Here is a 17,652-nt window from a genome sequence, read left to right on the forward strand (position 1 = left end):
AGCCATACCCTCGCCTCCGAGAAGGAACACAGCCCCCCGTTCCTTCTCAACCGAAAGGGAACACACTCCCTCAAAACGCCCCCCGGCCACTCCTACCGGGGGGCGTTCGTTTTGGAAGAAGATACGAGCTAAGAATCCGCGTTACTGCGGGCCTTTGTCGAACTCCACGATGCGCGCAAAGTCGGAGTCGGGTCCTTTGGTGACGCGGTGATAGAGCGGACTGCCGTCCTCGACGCGCCCGCCCATGTCGTAGGTGAAATCGGCAACCGCCTCATGACGGACCCAGTAGCCGTCCATGCGGGCACCACGCCCGTCGTGCATGGAGTGAAAGTGCAGAAACTCGTCCTGCGGCTCGGGCCTTGTTTCAAGCCATTCCTTTGGGGCCTCGTCAAAGAAGACCGGGAGAATTCGCTCCTGCCCCTGCGGCTGGTCGTTTCGATTGCCGGGAAGCCGGGTCAGGACTGCCGTTCCCTCGAAAAGCTTGGCGTTCACAGGCGCATCCGAGGAATAGAAGCCGTCCTCGTTGAAGCACACGAAACGCAGCCTGCTCAGGTCGGAAGGATCTTCCGGGCGGAAGTAGTAGCCCATGAACGGACCAAAGGTGGCCGCCGTGCCGTTTTGCATGACGCGCAGGGTGGACTGGTAGCCGTGCGGTACGTCCGGAGCGGAAGCGCCGTTTGAGGGGGCTTCGCCGCAACCGCCTAAAACGAAGAGTGTCAGCAGCGCGGCGGCAAGGGGCAGTTTGTGCAGAGCGCGCATGGTCACATGGCTCCGCTTTCGCCGTGCCGCCAGAGTTTGCCAATGAGCCAGACTGCTGCGAGCAGGAAAATGGCTTCGACGATCAGTCCCACCAGCGGCGTTCCGAACAGGTCGGCCAGCGTAAGCTGTCCCACGTTGGTAGGGGCGTGTATGGCGGGGATAAGCCAGGCATGAAGGTGCGCGAAGGCGGCGGTCCCGGCCAGTCCGCCGATGAGGGCGAACACCGCGTCCATGCGGCCTTCGCCGACCGCGGCCCAGCAGGTTCCCGGACAGTAGCCCGCCATGCCCCAGCCAATGCCGAATAGCACGCCGCCCACCAGAATTGCGCCAAAGGTAAGTGGTAGTATCAGGGTGTTCCCGCCGCCGGCGGCCTGAAGGCTGAACAGGCCGATGGCCGAGAACAGCACCGCCAGAAGCATGAATTGCGGAATCCGGGGGTCTTGCATGAGATGGCCAAGCGCCATCTCTTCAGGATCAGTCGCGCCGACGCGCTGGATCACGAATCCGAAGGCCGCGCCGGACAGGATGCCGAGAAGAACGTCGGTCATTGTTTCCTCCCGTTGGTCTTTCCGTAGACGATTCGTGCCGAGAGCATGGCTGTTGCGAAAATCACCGCGCCGAAGAGCAGGCCGCTCAGGGCCATCTGGATGCTGCCGGACATGAACAGTCCCAGCGTACAGCCGCCTGCCAGACGTGCTCCGAACAGAATCAGGAACCCGCCTGCGAAGGTGGTTGCGTAACGCTTGATGCGGCTTTTGCCGAAGCGGCGCACCCAGATTTCGGGCACATCGCGGACCTTTCTGCCGCCGGTGATGCCCGCGGCGAATCCACCGGCCGCCATGCCGATGACGAAGCCCATGAGCCATGAGCCCGGTCCGGGAAGGGCGGAGTAGTGCGGATTGGTTTCGGCGTACTTCGGTGCCACTTCAAGAAAGAAGCCCTTGAGCGTGGTCACGAAACCGCTCGACGATGCGGGCGGGCCGTATGTGGCGAAGATGAAGACGATGATTCCTGCAAGCGCCACAGCCGCCGGGACGACCGGCCAGCGTTTGGGATCGGTGTTGGTCGGTTTCATGGTCAGCCTCCGCAGGAAACGTATCCGTCACCGGAGCCGCTGGAGCCGCCGGAACTACCGGAGCCTCCCCGCGATCCCGTCTTGCCGGATGACGAGGTTTTCTTCATGGGAGTCATTGAAATCGGCGCACCGGACGGCGGCAGGTTTTCCTTGGTCTCCACCGGGAAGAAGTTCTCATGCGAGCCCCATTCAAACCACGAGTTCTCGTAGAGTCTCACGTCCTGAAACCCCATGAGGCGAAGGATGAAGTATCCGAACGAACCGCGCCGGCCCGAATGACAATAGACCACCGTTCCCTTGGAGCGGTCCATGCCCGCGTACATCTGGGCCAGCTCGGCTGCGGGCTTGATGTCCTTTGTCTCCTCGGAGGTCCAGTTGTGGGTGTAGTTCACGTTGTAGGCGGTGGGGATGTGCCCCAGCTTGAGAACGGTTCCGTCCAGCCCGGTGTTGGGCCGTTCGCCCAGATATTCGGAGCGCGAGCGCACGTCGATGATCTGGTAGTGGGGATCGTTCAGTCGCTGGTAGATCTTTTCGCCGCTGATGCGCCGCTGAACCTGCACTTCATCCACCGGGGCCTGATAGAGCACCGGCTCTTGCTTGGCAGGATTGTCGGATAGCTCGTATCCGGCTTCCCGCCAACCGTCGATGCCTCGTTCGAGAATCTTCACGTCATCATGCCCGAGCAGGTCCAGTACCCAGAAAACGTATGATGCCGTGGCACCGCCGTCGCGCTCCACGGAGTCGTAAAGTACCACGGTATCCGAACGGGCAATGCCGTGCTCGCCCAGAATGGACTGGGCCTCGTCGAGTCCCACGAATACGCCGCCAAGGCCATAGAGCAGGTCGTTCTTGCGGAACGAGCGCCATGGCATCCGCACTGCGCCGGGGATGACCTTGCCGTCGAAATACTTGTCCTCGCGCACGTCGACCACGGCGACGCCGGGATCATCCTTGTGCTGCTGCAGCCACTTTGGGCCGGCCAGCAGGCCCGGGTCGGCGTACGCGTCCACCCTCGGTGCCGAGGCGAGGCTCCACATCCCCGCGAGAATCAGAAATCCCGCGATGACGATGCGTTTGATCATGACCGAAGACATATGCAGTTCCTCCTTTGGCAAAACGCAGTCATGGTAAGGGGGCTTTTTTCATTATATACAATGTATCCGGAAGAAGGCCAGATGGCAGGGGACTTTTTCGGCATGATTTGGGTATAATTATGGCTACCCGAATGGCGTGATGCAAAAAGGGCCGCCCGGATGCATCCGGGCGGCCCTGATTATCTGCGCAATAGGTAGTCGCTAGTTGCCGTAAACGGCGTCAATGGCCGGAGTGCCGTCGATGGCCTTGATGCCGTCGAGCCACTTGGCGACCTGATCATGGTTGGCGGCGAGCCATTCTTCGGCGGTCTTCTCCGGAGAGAGGCCGTCACGCTTGTTGCTGAAAATCCAGTCGGACTGGATCTGCGAGGGGACCACGAACTGCTTCAGGAAGGCGTAAGCCTGCGGGTAGTCGGTGTTGAACTCGTCGGTGGTCACGGTGTAGACGATGGAAGTCTTGCCCGCTATTTCCGAAGTGCCCTCGGTTTCGGAATCGAGGTATTCAAGATCGTGGGCGATGTTCATCCAGTGCGGCTGCCAGCCCACGAACACGACCCAGTCGCCTTTTTCCATCATGTTTCCGGCCTGTGCGAGCATGGCGGAGGTGGAGGACGCCACCAGTTCCCAGTCGCCGAGTCCTGCCGCGTCGGTCTTGATGGCCTTTTCGATCTCATCGTTGATGCCGGAACCGGCGCCGATGCCGTAAATCTTGCCGCCGAAGCGCTCCTTGTTGGCATCAAGGTCCTCGGCGGTGCGGATTCCCTTTTCGTAGAGATCCTGCGGGACCACGAGGCCCACCGCGGCTTCCTCGATGTTCGCCACGACCTTTTCAATCACACCCTTTTCGATCAGCGGGTCGAGCATGGGGTCTTCCACCGGGGTCCAGCCGCCGAGGTAGGCGTCCAGCTCGGCGATTTCCATGGACTTGAGGATGATGGAAGGGGAGGCCACGATCTGTTCGGTTTCGTAACCCATGGCCTGCAGGATGCGGCAGGCCACCTCGCTCTTGACCGTCACGCCGGGCCAGGAAGGCACGCCGAACTTGACGGTGGGGGCGGCGGAGGCCCCGGCAGCGAAAAATGTTACCATCAGCAGGGAAATGAAAAGGTTCCTGACGACTTTCATGCAAACTCCTTTGTTTCTGTTCGGTCGGATCGGTCCGGTTGCCCGATTCCCGACCATGAAGGGTGATGTCCGGCCCTCAAAGCGCTTGCCTCAAGGCCATTGAAGGGACAGAATCGCCCGATGCCTTTGAATCAATTCGACTCCGCTGGCGGCGGGGCCTCGCATACCGGCGAGCCCGTCTGGTTCCTGCCCGGAAAAGGGTTCTCCATGCTCGGCCTGCTGGCCGCCGTGGAGCCGCTGCGCGTTGCCAACCAGATCCGGCCCGGCCTGTTCCGCTGGGAATTCATTTCCGAAAGCGGTGGTCCGGTGGAGGCCAGCAACGGCATGGCCATCATGACCGTGCCCTTCCCCGAGCCGCCTTTCAGACGTTACGGAGTGAAAAGCGTTTTCGTGTGCGCGGGCTTCGAGCCGGAGCGGGTGCTCTCTTCCACCCTGTGCTCATGGCTCTCGGCCGCCGCGGCCACCGGCGCCACCCTCGGGGGCATAGACACCGGCAGCGTCGTTTTGGCCCGCTGCGGACTGTTGCGCGGATACCGGGCCACGGTGCACTGGGAGAATCTCTCGGCGTTCCGCGAGGACTTTCTCGGAGTGCGCGCCACGGAGAATATCTACGAGATTGACCGCGACCGCGTGACCTGTTCAGGAGCCACCGCCTCGCTCGACATGATGCTCGGCCTCATGGGGCGCACCCACGGTCATGAGCTCTCGCGGGCCATATCCGAGCAGTTTGTCATGGACCGCATCCGCGATCCCATGGAGAGCCAGAGGACCGCTCCGGCCCATCGTCTGGCGGCCCCCACTCCGGCCCTGAGCAGGGCGGTTGAACGTATGGAACGCGCCGCCTCCATGGAGGTGGCTCCACCGCTGGACATGGACGGTCTTGCCGCCGAATGCGGACTCTCCGTCCGTCAGGTGCAGCGGCTTTTCAGTGAAAAGGTCGGGGAAACGCCTTCCCGCTATTATCTCGACCTTCGTCTGGACCGCGCCCGCCGCCTGCTTCGGCAGACCGACATGCGGATCACCGACATCGCCGTGGCCTGTGGCTTCTCCGGTCAGGCGCACTTTTCTCGGGCCTATCGGAGCCGCTTCGGCACTCCGCCGCGCAACGAGCGGGCCGCGTCCTGATCATCCGCCCAACGCAATGCGGCGGCTTATCTCCGTTTCATCCCATTTGCCGACATGCGCCTGTCTGAGCCGGTCAAGCTCCTGCGCCACCTCCGGAGCAAATGGCGCGGTGCGCGGCGATTCAGAAGTATCCACGTGCAGCAGAAGTACCTCCGATGAGGCCAGATGTACTTCGCGTCCGTCCCGGACTCGGTACATCCGGTGCAGCAGGTGCATGCGCTTGGCGTCTGTGCCGACCACGAAGGTGCGAACCCTCAGGGCGTCACCTTCTCGGGATTCCCTGTAATAGTTGATGTGCCCCTCCACCGTGTAGGCGGAGACCTTGCGGCTGGTGCGGAACGCGTCATCCATGCCGATGCGGTCCAGAACACCGTCGGTGGCGTGACCGAAGACCAGCACGTACCCGGCCTCGGTCAGATGCCCGTTGTAGTCGATCCAGTCCCCGGGAACTGTGGTCTCGTGTATGATTTCGCTCATCGGCAGTCCTCCCCGACTGCGCTGCGGTATTCGTCCAGCGCGTTCATGATGCGGATGAGGCATTCGTCGCGTTCGCGCACCAGATCGTCGCAGCTGCGTCCCTTGGCGGCCTTTTCGCAGCCATCCACCATGCGGTCGCGCAGGGTGGAGGTGAGTTCGGGCGCCTTGAGGCGGGTCCATGGCTCTTCAAGGGCCGGGCCGAAGTGGTCCAGCATGTGGGCCATGCCGCCTTCGCCGCCTGCCATGTGGAACGTGAGGCACGGCCCCATGATCGCCCAGCGCAGACCGGGGCCATAAGCGATGGACGCGTCGATCTCGTCCACGGTGGCCTCGCCTTCTGCCACCATGTGCAGGGCCTCGCGCCACAGGGCTTCCTGCAACCGGTTGGCGATGAATCCGGGAAGTTCCCGGTTCATGCGAATGACCTTTTTGCCGGTGCTCTCGAAGAACTCCGCGGTCTTGTCCACGAGCCGCGGATCGCTGTCGTCGCCGCCCACGACTTCCATGAACGGCACGAGGTACGGCGGGTTGAAGGGATGGCCGACCACGGTGCGTTCCGGCGTGTCGCATTTCTTCTGGATGTCGCTCATAGCGAACCCGGAGGTGCTGGAGCAAAGAATGGTGTCCGGAGAAGCAAGCTCGCCAAGGGTCTTGTAGAGCTCCTGCTTGGATTCAAGATTCTCGGGAGCGGACTCCTGAATGAATTGAACCTGCTCCACCATCTCCTTAAGGGAGTCGGCAAATCTGAGGCGATCCTTGGAAGCGCCATCGGACAGGCCGAGCTTCTCCAGAGTGGGCCAGTTTTCATCCACCATGCGGAGCAGTTTCTCCTTTGCGCCGGGACCGGGATCGAAAGCGACCACGTCGAAGCCGTTGCGCAGAAAATGCAGTGCCCAGCCGCCGCCGATAACGCCTGCGCCGAGGATGCCTACCGTCTTTATGTCCTTGATGTCTATCATGATTCTTCTTGGCTATTGGTTGAGTCCGAGAATCTCGCGAGCATGATCCGGAGTGGCGGGAGTCGCCCCAAGCGTGTCCGCGAGCTGTACGGCTTTTTGCACGAGCATGACGTTGTCCGCCGCGACGCCTTTTTTGAGATAGAGGTTGTCTTCCAGTCCCACGCGCATGTGACCGCCCATGAGCAGAGCCTGAGCCGCAAAAGGGAACTGGTTGCGACCAATGCCGAACCCGGCCCAGACTGCGTCTTCTGGCAGCTGGTTGCGCAGGGTCAGCATGGCTTCCGGCGTGGCCGGGGCGCAGAACGGGATGCCCATGCACAGCTGAAACAGCGGCGGGGCGGCGATGAGCTTTTCCTGAATGAGCTGTTTGGCCATCCAGACATGCCCCATCTCGAAGACTTCGATCTCGGGCTTCACACCGGATTCGGCAATGCCTGCCGCCATGGTGCGAAGCTGGTCGGGCGTGGTGATATATGCTGCGTCAGCATAATTCATGGAGCCACAGTCGAGGGTGCATATTTCCGGCTTGAGTTCCCGGATGTGGGCGATGCGTTCCTCGGCCCCGGCCATATCGGAGCCTGCCCCGCCGGTGTTCGGCTCATTTTCGTCCGGGACGAAATCGCCGCCCATGCCCGCGGTAAGGTTGATGATGACGTCGGAACCGCTCTCGCGGATGTGTTCAACCACTTCCCTATAAAGCTCGGGAGCCCGCGAGGGCTTGCCGGTTTCCGGGTCCCTCACATGGATATGTGCCACGGCAGCCCCGGCTTTTCGGGCGGCAATGGCCGACTCGGCGATCTCTTTGGGCGTGACGGGCACCGCCGGATTCTTGTCCGCGGTATCCCCGGCACCGGTGATCGCGCAGGTTATGATCGGTGTTGTATTCATGGAAAGATCCTTTCTTTATCCTAGTTTCAGAATGACTTGCGCCCGAAGGCCGTCCGACACTAAGCGGGGAAAAGAATCTTGTTATGACTAATTGCGACGGAAAATTGATTTATGGTGACGGGTTTGAGGGCAGTGCTGACCTTTTGTTTAAGGAAGCGTTTGCGAAGTGCTGCTAGGATAAGGCAGGCGTTGTTCGGATAATCAATGTTTCAATATCGCCGGTGTGTTGACTTCGTTTGCATGCTTGAATATGCTATAAAGGCACATTTTTATAGTGCTTCCTTTGAAAGAGGTTTCAGTTGCGATATTCGTCGCCGAAACCTTTTTTTATGGATTTGTTGTTGAACTTCATTTTGTTCACTTTTCTATTCGACTACATTTCGGGGAGAGAATCGTGTTTGGCGCTCATCAAAAATCAATTAGTGCACGTTCGATCGTTATCCTGCTTGTGTGCAGCATTCTTGTAGGCGGTTGTCAGGCCAGCAAACAGAATACCGGCATGGCCGTGGGAGCTCTTGTCGGCGCGGTGGCTGGCAGCTTCATCGGAAAAGGCGCAGGGAAGGCACTTGCAGTGGGGATAGGCGTACTCGCAGGTGGTTTTATCGGCAATCAGATTGGCGGGTATCTCGACGAACAGGACCGTCTGGCCGTTGAGCGAGAATCCACCAAGGCTCTTTCACGCGCCAAAGACGGGGAAACCACCACCTGGGAAAACCCTGACACCAAAGCCAAGGCCGAAATCACGGTTGAAAAGACTGAAACGGTTGAACGGGAAATACCCATCGTCCGGCACAAAAAGGTGCAAAAGCCCGGTAAGCTGGAGTTGATCGGAGAACCGTATGAAATACTGACCGCATCAAACGTGCGCTTCGGCCCTTCCATGGATAGTGATGTGGCCGAAGTGTTGCCCGAAGGCGACAAGGTCCTCGCCGTTGGCAAGGTCAATGGCAAGAACTGGATTCTCATCAACAAGAACCGTCACGCCATCGGATACATTCACGCATCCCTCGTAGGCAAGGAAGGCACCCTGGCCAAGCGCAAGGCTGCCGCCAAGTCTACGGCGGAAAATGATGACGCCAAAGCCGAGACGCAGACTGCGGATGCGCAGAAGGTCATGCAGCCTGCGTACGATCTCGACGCGATGCCTGAAGATATGCAGTCTTCCCGGACCTTGCGCAAGGCCGTGAACCTCGACACCATGGTCGCCAGTTACCCCGACACGCCGGAAACCGACGACTATGTGGCGGAACAGGTCGAAGTGGAAGCGCCCGCCCGCACTCTCAAGATGAAGGTTTCCTCTCCCAAGGGGCAGGAAGAGACCACGGTCGTGGCGAGTAAGGGAACAGACGGCGCATGGGAGATCATCTAGCCATGCGCCCTGTCCGGACAATACTCCCCATCCTGCTGTGCCTGCTGATGTCTTCGGTGGACACGGCAGAGGCGGCATCGTGGCATCGTTTGGCATATTCCAAGAAAATGGGGGCCGACGTCTTTGTGGGCCCGGATGGAAGCGATTGGTGCGCCAAANCCGTCAAGAGCAAGGTTAAGCTGGATTCCGGCAGTCCGCTACGTAGCGGAGGTGTCAAAACTTTTTTGGGAAAAGTGCTCACCGTTATTCGAAACGATTGTCCCGAAGCGGCAAAAGCCGACTTCTCCGTTGTGGACGCGGACGGCGAAGCTTCCCTCGGGAATTACGTAGCTGAATCTTCATCCAACTGGAAAGTGGTGAAGGGAGGTGCGCCCGTTATCGCATCCGCGTCGAGCGAGAAATTTTCCAAAACTGTTCGGAAGGACTCCGCCTTACCCAAAGGGCCGGTGAAGGCCACGTACCTGGGGCTGGTTTCCGGCGTTTTGCAAGGTTCTGCCTCTACTGTGGATAGTGATGACTTCGTGAAAGATTATATCGTAATGGAGCATTACCAAGAGTTTCGCAGGATACGCAAAAATGAAATCGGAATCGCCAAAATGATGGATAAGTATCGGGAGGAAGCCCGGGAATTCTATCATGCTGCGGCGCCAGAATATATTGAACTCAGGATTGACGGAAAACTTGGCAAGTACGACGTCAAAAAAGAGGCATTCGAATTCTCTCCCATCAACAAGGATGCAGGATACGTGCTGGATCGGCCCAGCAAGTGGTGGAATCATCGCATGGGGGAAGCTTTCCCCAAGAAAATCGGAATAAATGTTTTTGGTGGAGAAGCCATAAGCCGTATGGGCATGGCCGAAAGCAGGGCTGAGAAGCTTCTGAAGCGACTTAGATACCGAAGAGTGGATATCGTTGCCGTGGTCAAAGTCGTTAGCCATGACACCTACCCCGGGACTTCCCTGCCGAAATATCGAACCCAGTTGCATTCTCTCAAAGTTCTGGAAAACGGCGGCAAAAAGGTGGTTTACGAGTACCCGGCCTCTTGGGTCGGGGCCAAGGTCGCCAAACTCCGTGAAGAGAAGCGCCGTGCACAGCGGGAGCGTCAGAAGCGACTTGAGACGGAACGGCGTCGTAAAGAAGCTGAAGAGGCCGCGAGACAGGAACGTATTGAACGTGGCGTTGAGCCGATTGCGGCCAGTTGGGATGTGGTGAAGGCTCATTACGATAAACTTCGCTCCGGAAAGAATGATTCTTACATGGTTAACGGAGTGGATACCCGGCGACCTCTGCTAATTGCTTCCGAGTCGGAATACATGGGTGAAACCGTCATTTTCGGTGACGGGCTTATCCCGGAACTGCTCAGGGATAAAGAAATCGCCTATGTGGTCACATCGGATGAAGGGGATGAAAGGATCAAGCTCAAGATTCAGAACTGGCGTGAATTCAGGGAAAAGAGTGTTCCTGAAGCCATTCAGTCCGATTTGAGGGCGTTGCTGAAAGAATACCCAAATGCCTTCACAAAGATGGGGGCAAATGCGTTGTATAAAGCCAAGGCAAGACTTCTTCTGAGTTCCGTCGGGTACGGAGATGATCCGTGGAAAGGTGGAAAGACCCTTGTTCTGCATGTCGATTCGGCCAAGTACGAAGCCAAATTAAGACGGTCCAGCGCTAAAGAGTATTGTCAATGGGAAGTAAAGGCCGAAGAGCCAAAAAAACCGTACATCCAGAAAAGGGATCGGCGAACTGCGAGGCAGCTTGACCTCGCCGGGCTACATGGCGGCATGGAACTCGAAGAAGTGGAGGATGTTCTGGAAGAGCGCTTCGGCATCAAGGCGGAATTCGACGAACAGACCAAGCTGTTGGAGTCCACCTCGCCAATCTCCCTTTCTGAATATAACTCCTTTGGAGACGCCCTCCCGCCGGGAAGGCGTTACTTCAAAGGTCGTTTCGTGAAGACCGGCGAGTCCTTGATGGGCCTTGGTGGGCCGGTCTATTCCCTCAAACAAGCCATGCTGCGCCAGACTGCGACCAAAGAGGAAAAGGAAGCCATAGTCGATGGGCTCATCAAAAAGTTCGGCGAGCCTGACCTGCGAATGGTCAAGGGCGGCGTTCTAGTCTTCAATTGGGGCGAACGGATTACGGATGACCGCTCGAAAATGCCTTCCGGCAAGAATATCAGCCGTCCTGTTTCTGCCTTGGAAGCGCAGATACATCAGTCGATGCGGGGTGTTGTCACCACGCTTATTCTGACCGACGAGCTGTATCTGAAAAAAACCAAGGTCGAAACGCAGACCATATATTGATGACATGGGGCGCTTCTCTTTCGGGAGGAGCGCCCCTTTCATTGTGGGGGAAACATGCGGTGGTCATTGATGGTACTGGGGGCGGCGGCGTTTTTTCTTGTCTCGTTTGCGTATGGGACACCGCCGGAGAAAATCGCCTACTCCAAAACGTATGGAGCCGACGTTTATGTCATGGACCACGGCAAGAACTGGTGTGACTCGAACATTTCTACAATCGCCAGAATGAGGCCTGGAAGCGTCTTGGGCGATCACGCTCTGGATGCCTTTTACAAGATGATAGGCATTATTCTTCAGGATGAATGCCCCAAGGCGCAAAAGACTGGCTTCTTGGTTCTTGGCGCGGACGGGGAGTACTTTTTTGCCGGAGAATGCACACGGGATGACGGCTGGACTCCTGCTCGAACCGGCTTTGGCGTGTCCGAAGGCATTACCTTGATGCGATATCACACGACGATATTTGTGGATGCTATGACCGCTCGACTTTTTCCCGGTTCGTATGCCAACCGTTTAGAATGGTTAGGTATTGGTGGTTTTGTTGTCGTGTTTTTCGCAGCCGTTTTATTTCTTTGCAGGAAAAAGGAACAGCTTTCGACCTTGCAGGACCATGAAAGTGAACCTGAATCGAATCAGGTTGAAGAGGTCGCGCCTTATGAATCTGTCACCGTTGAAGACGGCGGCATGGAATCACCGAAACCGAAACTTGTGGCCTCTACTGTTTTTGCCGAAAGCTATGAAGCGGCTCTGGAAGGAAAACTCAGCGAGGCCCCGAAGGAACGCGCAGGAGATTACGGGGAAGCATTGGTCTTATCCAAAGTAATGCAAGCGGGCGGGGGCATCGTTTACTGGGGGCTTGGCCTGAGCAATCGCGGTAGGAAATGCGAGGTTGATATTCTTATAGTCGCCCCTCATGGGCTGCTTCATGTGGAGGTGAAGAACCTTCGCGGCGTCTGGAAAGTGCTGAGTGAGTATGACGAGCAGGGACGGGTGTGCAGTTCCTGCTGGACGCGTGATGGGGATGGCGATCTAACGATGAGAAGCCCGGTGGAGCAGGCCAATCGAGCACGCACCATTCTGGCCGAAACTGTCAGAAATCTCACCGACTTCTATATTCCGATTCATAGCGTGGTGGTCGCGGCTCACGGCGAGTTCAGCCTGAGCTGTGCGCAGGATGACGGAGTGAAAGTTATGAGCCTTTCCGAATTTGCCGAATTCTACAAGGAGTATGCGCACGGTTCCATCGCTCAACTCAGTGCGGCGCGACGGGGACTTTTCGCTTCACTGGTAGAGCATGTGGCCGGATATGGGCAGCGGCCCGCATTTTTTGATCTGGAACTATTCGAGGAAGGGGCGAGGCAAGTGCCGGATCAGCCCATGTCCATGGAGACGTATGAGAACTACCTTTTCACGAAATTGTCCGAATATTGGAGCCTGAAGACCAGAATCCCGAAGCAGGACGGAATCTGGTTCGGCAACAAGCAGGATATGGCTCCCGCCTCTGTCAAGAACGGTACTCAAGATTAATAGCGTCTGCCTATTCGTACGCCTCCTGCGCGCGTTGCCTGAGCATTTCCCCGAGATCGACATCCTTGTTGGCATAGGTTTGGGCCGAGATGACCTCGCGGACGCTGCCGTTTCGATAGAGGGCAATGGATTCTGCGAAAGATTCCACGTCCTCGCAGTCGTGGGTGACCATGACCATGGGGGTGTCGAATGCATCGAGAACTCGGCAGAGTTCCTTGCGCATACGCAGGCGAAGCGGCTGGTCAAGAGCGGAGAAGGGTTCGTCAAGGAGCAGCAGCCCCGGCGAGGTGGCCAGTGCGCGGGCCAGGGCGGCGCGTTGCTGTTGACCGCCCGAAAGCGCGGAAGGCTTCTGTCCAGCCACGTTTTCCAGGCCGAAGGCCTCCACCAGTTCCGAAATGCGGTTTTGCTGCTGGCGGGTTGGGCGTCTGAACAGAGGTGCCAGTCCGAAGCCGATGTTCTCACGTACGGTCAGGTGCGGGAACAGGGCGTAATCCTGAAAAACATAGCCCAGATGTCGTTTCCTTGCGGGAATGTTGGTCCCGCGCTTGGAATTGAAAAGCGTCCTGCCGTTGCAGCGGATATGACCTTCATCGGGGCTGAGAATTCCGGCGATGGCCTTGAGGGTAAGGGTCTTTCCCGAACCGGAAGGACCGAAGAGCACCAGTGAGCGCGCTTCGGTGGAAAACCGCGAGCGGAGGGTGAACTCGTCACCCCCGCAACGCAGGCGTTTGGTTATATCAATGTCGAACTGCATGGCTACCTGCCTTACGGAGCCTTGAAACCCCGGGCTTCCAGCAATGCGCGGCCTTCACCGCCAAGCACGAAGGCAACGAATTTTCGTGCCGCTTCATCGGATGCCGAATCAAGGACCACGGCTACGGGGTAGGTCACGGGATTCTCCAGCGGCACTTCGGCAACGATGCTGACGTCCTTGCCCGCCTTGACCGCGTCCGTGCGGTAGACGAAACCGCAGTCGATCTCCCCGCGCACGAGATAGTCCAGCACCTGTCTCACGGACTCGCCGAAGATCATCTTGGGCGAGAGGTGATCATAGAGGTCTGCTCCGACAAGAGCGCCCTTGGCGTACTGCCCGGCGGGGACGGTTTCCGGTGTGCCGATGCCGATGCTTTTGACGCTCCGTTTCGTGAGGTCATCGAGCGATGAGACTGACGCGGGGTTGTCCGAGGGCACGGCAAGAACGAGGGCGTTTCGTGCGAACACCGCTACATCGTCTTCCGCGACAAAGCGGTTCTGCACGGCCTTGTTCATCCATTTCGGGTTGGCCGAGGCATAAACATCAGCCGGAGCACCTTGCTCGATCTGTCTGTAGAGCGCGCCGGACGAGGCAAAGTTCATGATGACATCCACCTCGGGGTGCGCTTTCTCGAAGGCCGGTTCCATGTCGCTGAAGGCATCGGTGAGGCTGGCTGCGGCGGAAACGATCAGTTCACGGGCCTGAGCGGTGCCGGGGGCCGAGGTCCACAGGACAAGCGCGACAAGCAATGTGGCGAGGGCGGTGCGTTTCATGGTTTGATCTCCTTTTTATTGTCTGAACTTCGGTTGCAGCAGCTTGCCGGTGATCACCAGAATGACCACGCACACGATGCTGATGATGAGCACGAGCGTATTGGCGAGCGCGTCATTGCCCGCCTGAACCGCGGAGTAGACCGCGAGTGAGAGGGTTTGCGTTCGACCGGGGAGGTTGCCGGCGATCATGAGCGTGGCACCGAACTCGCCCATGGCGCGTGCAAAGGCGAGCATCCCGCCGGAGATGATTCCCCGGAAGGCCAGCGGCAGGGAAACCCGGAGAAAGACCGAAAGTTCGTTCTGGCCGAGAGTTCGGGCCGCGTCTTCGTATCGGGAGCCGACACCTTCCAGTGCGGCGCGGGCTGATTTGAAGACCAGCGGGAAAGCCACGACGGTGGCAGCAATGGTTGCTCCCTGCCATGTGAACATCAGGCTGATACCGAAGCTGTCCTGAAGCCACTGGCCGATGAAACCTCGACGGCCCACCAGCACCAGAATGTAATAGCCGAGCACCGTGGGCGGCATGACGAGTGGCAGCGTGCACAGGGCGTCAAGCAGGTCGCGGCCCGGGAAAGGCCTGCGCGTCAGCAGGAAAGCGGCCGCCACGCCGAGGACCAGCGAAAAGACCACAGCCAGTCCCGACACTTTGAGGGTAAGCAGAAAAGGTGTGATAAATGCCGGGGAGGTCAGGTCTATCCAGATGAAATCCATGTGTCAGCCAGTCAGTTTTCTTGGTTTCGTCCCTGCCATGCGAGGACGCTTTTTGAAGTCTCGGTCTTAATCCCTATGGCTCGGAGGATTAATTCGCAAGCCGGTCACGCGAACGGGTATATCCGTGACCGAACCGTGGAAGGTCTCACGAATTGACATGAGCGCCCGATGGACCTATCCCTTTGGGCTTCTCCGGAAGCGAAACCCGTCCGAAGATTCCACCTGCACCGATTCGGAGCCGTTCATGCGTATCGAACAGAACCTGCATTCCACCTATCCGTCCCTCGGGGAAATCCCCGCCGAGTATCTGTCGGGCCTTCCCAAGGACTGCCCGTTCTATCTCGTGGACGGTGAACTGCTGCGCTGGCAGGGCAAAACCGAACCTGTCCATTCCGCGATGATGGCCAGCGAGAACGGCCTGTTGGCGCCCTTGCATCTCGGTAGCTGTCCCGTTCTGGACGAGAACGCCGCCATGCGCGCGGCAAAGGCGGCTGTGGATGCCTATGGGCGCGGGCTGGGCGAATGGCCCGCCATGACGCAGGGCGAACGCATCCGGCATCTGGAGTGTTTTCTCGAGCGCATGGTCGCCGAGGGGGACGAGATCGTCCGGCTCATGACGCTGGAAATCTGCAAGCCTGTCCGGCAGGCGCGTGGCGAATTCGACCGCACGGTGCAGTATGTACGCGACACCATCGACGCCCTCAGGGAGATGGACGGTGAGGATTCCCGCCGGTTCGAAGGCGACGACATCCTTGCGCGGGTCCGGCGTGCGCCGCTTGGCCCCGTACTCTGCATGGGACCGTACAATTTTCCGTTCAATGAAACCTTCGCCACGCTGATTCCGGCGTTGCTCATGGGCAACACCGCAGTGGTCAAGCTGCCGAAGATCGGGCGCCTTCTTTTTTCGCCGATCCTCGAAGCGTTGCGCGACTGCTTCCCTCGCGGTGTCGTCAATGTCATCACGGGAAATACTGAGTTGGTGCATCCCATCCTGAAATCCGGCTGCGTGGACGTGTTCGCGTTCATCGGATCAAGCGGTGCCGCCAGCGCCCTGCGGGAGCTGCATCCGAGACCGGGCCGCCTGCGCTGCGTGTTCGGGTTGGATGCCAAGAATCAGGCCGTGGTGCTTCAGGATGCGGACATGGATGTTGCCGCTCCCGAGATCCTTTCGGGCAGCCTGTCCTTCAGCGGTCAGCGCTGCACTGCCATCAAGACCGTTTTCGTGCACCAAAGCAGAGCGGATGAACTGCTGGAGCGATTGAAAGCGGGTGTCGGAAAGCTCAAGATCGGTATGCCGTTTGATCCGGACGTGGATATCACGCCGATGCCGGAACCGGGGAGAGCCGAGTATCTTCGCGATCTGGTGGACGATGCGGTTTCGAAAGGGGCACGGGTCATCAACGCGGATGGTGGTTCCGTGCTCGGAAGCCTTGTTCATCCTGCCATCCTGTATCCCGTGGATTCATCCATGCGCGTATATCATGAAGAGCAGTTCGGCCCTGTGGTGCCTGTGGTTCCGTTCGATGACGACCGTACTCCCGTGGAGTATCAGGCGCAGTCCGATTTCGGCCAGCAGGTAAGCCTCTTCGGGCAGAATCCTGACAGGCTCGGACGGCTTGTGGACGCCATGTCCGCACAGGTCTGTCGGGTGAACCTGAACAGCCAGTGCCAGCGCGGGCCGGACACGCTTCCGTTCGGCGGTCGCAAGGACTCGGCCGTAGGCACACTCTCGGTCAAGGACGGAATCCGTGCCTTTTCCATGCGTACGGTGGTCGCCTCCAAAAACACGGATAATAACCGTGTGCTGCTCTGCGCCCTTCAGGAGGGGCAAACCTCTTCATTCCTGAATGCCGAGCATTTGAAGTAACGACACCTTCCACGCCTCTTTCGCGTGAGTAACTGGCTGAAATTTTATAAATTTCAGAGTTTCTTCCTGCTCGCTCCGGTTTCTGGATACTGAGATCTTTCGTAAGGTCTTGCACTTCGAAAGCTCACAGGGTGTGATTATTCACTTCTTTTCCAACCAACCAGTTTTTAGAGATAAATTGAATTTGAAGCGAGAGTGAGCAAATGCTGACTGCTTGTCCGCATTATTTGCAGGTAGCTGTATTGATGAACTTTATTGCACGAATTGGTGTCAAATCTTGAGTAAGTCGAAGATTGTTGTTCGGAAGAGGGTGAGTCAATAGTGATCATTATGTCGATTCTGACATAATGGCGTGGTGAAGGTGCTTCAACCATGGTTGAAGAGATGCCGAAGCCCGATATTTCATTCCGGAGGACTCAATGCGCAGCCTTCAAATTACGGCTTCCGGCAGCGGTGCCGGGACTGGCCCTACCATGCGCCTGCATCTCTGGCTCGAAACGGGCGGGGGGGTGCTCTTCGGCCTTGGCCGGTTGCAGTTGCTTCGTGAGGTGGAACGGCGCGGGTCGCTCAAGGCAGCGGCTGAAGCGCTGGGTATGTCCTACCGTGGAGCATGGGGCAAAATAAAGACCACGGAAGAACTCTTTGGTGAAAAGCTTATCGAACGGGCCGCGAGCCGACGGTCCGGCTACCATCTTACATCTTTCGGAACGGCTCTGGCCAAACGTTTCGACGACTGGTTCCGCGAAGTGGAAGACTTCGCTCTGTCCACCGGGCGGGAATACCTGCCATTTTCTTTGGAAAAGTACACCTGAGGCCTTTTTTTGACTTCCAATGTGCTAAATATAACATATT

The 17,652-nt window shown here is 58.2% G+C and carries 16 protein-coding genes; 5 read left to right on the forward strand and 11 right to left on the reverse strand.

What is annotated here, in order from left to right; genetic code table 11:
• Nucleotides 1-141: 141 nt before the first annotated feature.
• The 5 genes from B149_RS0101045 to B149_RS0101070 all read right to left on the reverse strand — a co-directional run bounded on the left by B149_RS0101045 (nucleotide 142) and on the right by B149_RS0101070 (nucleotide 4,053).
• Complete coding sequence (locus B149_RS0101045) at nucleotides 142-759, reverse strand: hypothetical protein (RefSeq protein WP_156816706.1); 618 nt, start codon at nucleotides 757-759, stop codon at nucleotides 142-144.
• Between the two features lie 2 nt (nucleotides 760-761).
• Nucleotides 762-1,307: a YeeE/YedE thiosulfate transporter family protein gene (locus B149_RS0101050; protein ID WP_018123303.1), complete on the reverse strand. Its 546-nt coding sequence runs from the start codon at nucleotides 1,305-1,307 to the stop codon at nucleotides 762-764.
• Nucleotides 1,304-1,834, reverse strand: a complete 531-nt coding sequence (locus tag B149_RS0101055) for a YeeE/YedE thiosulfate transporter family protein (RefSeq protein WP_018123304.1) — start codon at nucleotides 1,832-1,834, stop codon at nucleotides 1,304-1,306. The genes B149_RS0101050 and B149_RS0101055 overlap by 4 nt, the downstream gene beginning before the upstream one ends.
• A 2-nt stretch (nucleotides 1,835-1,836) precedes the next feature.
• Nucleotides 1,837-2,928 (reverse strand): sulfurtransferase, encoded by a 1,092-nt coding sequence (locus tag B149_RS0101060; protein ID WP_018123305.1) that lies wholly within the window; start codon nucleotides 2,926-2,928, stop codon nucleotides 1,837-1,839.
• A 201-nt stretch (nucleotides 2,929-3,129) separates the two neighbouring features.
• Complete coding sequence (locus B149_RS0101070; RefSeq protein WP_018123307.1) at nucleotides 3,130-4,053, reverse strand: glycine betaine ABC transporter substrate-binding protein; 924 nt, start codon at nucleotides 4,051-4,053, stop codon at nucleotides 3,130-3,132.
• Nucleotides 4,054-4,173: 120 nt separating this feature from the next.
• Between B149_RS0101070 and B149_RS0101075 the strand changes: the two genes are divergently transcribed.
• Nucleotides 4,174-5,178, forward strand: coding sequence for a GlxA family transcriptional regulator (locus tag B149_RS0101075; protein ID WP_018123308.1), 1,005 nt, complete (start codon nucleotides 4,174-4,176; stop codon nucleotides 5,176-5,178).
• Here B149_RS0101075 and B149_RS16110 read toward each other — a convergent pair whose 3' ends face one another.
• From B149_RS16110 to B149_RS0101090, 3 genes are read right to left on the reverse strand one after another with little or no spacing between them, the layout of a single operon-like run.
• Entirely contained in the window at nucleotides 5,179-5,655 is a 477-nt protein-coding gene (locus tag B149_RS16110) for a thioesterase family protein (RefSeq protein WP_018123309.1), read from the reverse strand.
• Nucleotides 5,652-6,614 carry a 3-hydroxyacyl-CoA dehydrogenase NAD-binding domain-containing protein gene (locus B149_RS0101085; protein WP_018123310.1) on the reverse strand — a complete coding sequence of 321 codons (963 nt, stop codon included), beginning with the start codon at nucleotides 6,612-6,614 and terminating at the stop codon, nucleotides 5,652-5,654. The genes B149_RS16110 and B149_RS0101085 overlap by 4 nt, the downstream gene beginning before the upstream one ends.
• Nucleotides 6,615-6,626: 12 nt before the next feature.
• Nucleotides 6,627-7,502: a beta-keto acid cleavage family enzyme gene (locus B149_RS0101090; protein WP_018123311.1), complete on the reverse strand. Its 876-nt coding sequence runs from the start codon at nucleotides 7,500-7,502 to the stop codon at nucleotides 6,627-6,629.
• A gap of 499 nt (nucleotides 7,503-8,001) precedes the next feature.
• On the opposite strand from B149_RS0101090, the gene B149_RS0101095 reads away from it, so the two are divergent.
• Nucleotides 8,002-8,871 carry an SH3 domain-containing protein gene (locus tag B149_RS0101095; RefSeq protein ID WP_018123312.1) on the forward strand — a complete coding sequence of 290 codons (870 nt, stop codon included), beginning with the start codon at nucleotides 8,002-8,004 and terminating at the stop codon, nucleotides 8,869-8,871.
• A gap of 2,357 nt (nucleotides 8,872-11,228) precedes the next feature.
• Nucleotides 11,229-12,695, forward strand: coding sequence for a nuclease-related domain-containing protein (locus B149_RS0101105; RefSeq protein WP_026167382.1), 1,467 nt, complete (start codon nucleotides 11,229-11,231; stop codon nucleotides 12,693-12,695).
• A 10-nt stretch (nucleotides 12,696-12,705) separates the two neighbouring features.
• Here the strand turns inward: B149_RS0101105 and B149_RS0101110 are convergent, their stop codons facing one another.
• Genes B149_RS0101110 through modB form a run of 3 tightly spaced genes read right to left on the reverse strand, consistent with a single transcriptional unit; the run spans nucleotide 12,706 to nucleotide 14,933 of the window.
• Nucleotides 12,706-13,449, reverse strand: coding sequence for an ATP-binding cassette domain-containing protein (locus tag B149_RS0101110; protein ID WP_018123315.1), 744 nt, complete (start codon nucleotides 13,447-13,449; stop codon nucleotides 12,706-12,708).
• Between the two features lie 11 nt (nucleotides 13,450-13,460).
• The gene (gene modA / locus B149_RS0101115) at nucleotides 13,461-14,222 is read right to left on the reverse strand and encodes a molybdate ABC transporter substrate-binding protein (RefSeq protein WP_018123316.1); all 762 of its coding nucleotides are present in this window, start codon (nucleotides 14,220-14,222) and stop codon (nucleotides 13,461-13,463) included.
• A gap of 15 nt (nucleotides 14,223-14,237) precedes the next feature.
• Nucleotides 14,238-14,933: a molybdate ABC transporter permease subunit gene (gene modB, locus B149_RS0101120; RefSeq protein WP_018123317.1), complete on the reverse strand. Its 696-nt coding sequence runs from the start codon at nucleotides 14,931-14,933 to the stop codon at nucleotides 14,238-14,240.
• A gap of 244 nt (nucleotides 14,934-15,177) precedes the next feature.
• Between modB and B149_RS0101125 the strand changes: the two genes are divergently transcribed.
• Together B149_RS0101125 and B149_RS16115 are read left to right on the forward strand one after the other, a co-directional pair.
• Nucleotides 15,178-16,800, forward strand: coding sequence for an aldehyde dehydrogenase family protein (locus tag B149_RS0101125; protein WP_026167383.1), 1,623 nt, complete (start codon nucleotides 15,178-15,180; stop codon nucleotides 16,798-16,800).
• A gap of 419 nt (nucleotides 16,801-17,219) precedes the next feature.
• Nucleotides 17,220-17,612 (forward strand): winged helix-turn-helix domain-containing protein, encoded by a 393-nt coding sequence (locus tag B149_RS16115; protein ID WP_018123319.1) that lies wholly within the window; start codon nucleotides 17,220-17,222, stop codon nucleotides 17,610-17,612.
• The last annotated feature ends 40 nt before the right edge of the window (nucleotides 17,613-17,652 follow it).

Source organism: Desulfovibrio oxyclinae DSM 11498, from assembly GCF_000375485.1.
GTDB classification, from domain to species: domain Bacteria; phylum Desulfobacterota; class Desulfovibrionia; order Desulfovibrionales; family Desulfovibrionaceae; genus Pseudodesulfovibrio; species Pseudodesulfovibrio oxyclinae.

Excerpts from the sequence above, each read along its gene's own strand:
- B149_RS0101045 (WP_156816706.1), bottom strand. The coding sequence starts at position 759 with ATGCGCGCTCTGCACAAACTGCCCCTTGCCGCCGCGCTGCTGACACTC.
- B149_RS0101050 (WP_018123303.1), bottom strand. The coding sequence starts at position 1,307 with ATGACCGACGTTCTTCTCGGCATCCTGTCCGGCGCGGCCTTCGGATTC.
- B149_RS0101055 (WP_018123304.1), bottom strand. The coding sequence starts at position 1,834 with ATGAAACCGACCAACACCGATCCCAAACGCTGGCCGGTCGTCCCGGCG.
- B149_RS0101060 (WP_018123305.1), bottom strand. The coding sequence starts at position 2,928 with ATGTCTTCGGTCATGATCAAACGCATCGTCATCGCGGGATTTCTGATT.
- B149_RS0101070 (WP_018123307.1), bottom strand. The coding sequence starts at position 4,053 with ATGAAAGTCGTCAGGAACCTTTTCATTTCCCTGCTGATGGTAACATTT.
- B149_RS0101075 (WP_018123308.1), top strand. The coding sequence starts at position 4,174 with ATGCCTTTGAATCAATTCGACTCCGCTGGCGGCGGGGCCTCGCATACC.
- B149_RS16110 (WP_018123309.1), bottom strand. The coding sequence starts at position 5,655 with ATGAGCGAAATCATACACGAGACCACAGTTCCCGGGGACTGGATCGAC.
- B149_RS0101085 (WP_018123310.1), bottom strand. The coding sequence starts at position 6,614 with ATGATAGACATCAAGGACATAAAGACGGTAGGCATCCTCGGCGCAGGC.
- B149_RS0101090 (WP_018123311.1), bottom strand. The coding sequence starts at position 7,502 with ATGAATACAACACCGATCATAACCTGCGCGATCACCGGTGCCGGGGAT.
- B149_RS0101095 (WP_018123312.1), top strand. The coding sequence starts at position 8,002 with ATGGCCGTGGGAGCTCTTGTCGGCGCGGTGGCTGGCAGCTTCATCGGA.
- B149_RS0101105 (WP_026167382.1), top strand. The coding sequence starts at position 11,229 with ATGCGGTGGTCATTGATGGTACTGGGGGCGGCGGCGTTTTTTCTTGTC.
- B149_RS0101110 (WP_018123315.1), bottom strand. The coding sequence starts at position 13,449 with ATGCAGTTCGACATTGATATAACCAAACGCCTGCGTTGCGGGGGTGAC.
- modA (WP_018123316.1), bottom strand. The coding sequence starts at position 14,222 with ATGAAACGCACCGCCCTCGCCACATTGCTTGTCGCGCTTGTCCTGTGG.
- modB (WP_018123317.1), bottom strand. The coding sequence starts at position 14,933 with ATGGATTTCATCTGGATAGACCTGACCTCCCCGGCATTTATCACACCT.
- B149_RS0101125 (WP_026167383.1), top strand. The coding sequence starts at position 15,178 with ATGCGTATCGAACAGAACCTGCATTCCACCTATCCGTCCCTCGGGGAA.
- B149_RS16115 (WP_018123319.1), top strand. The coding sequence starts at position 17,220 with ATGCGCAGCCTTCAAATTACGGCTTCCGGCAGCGGTGCCGGGACTGGC.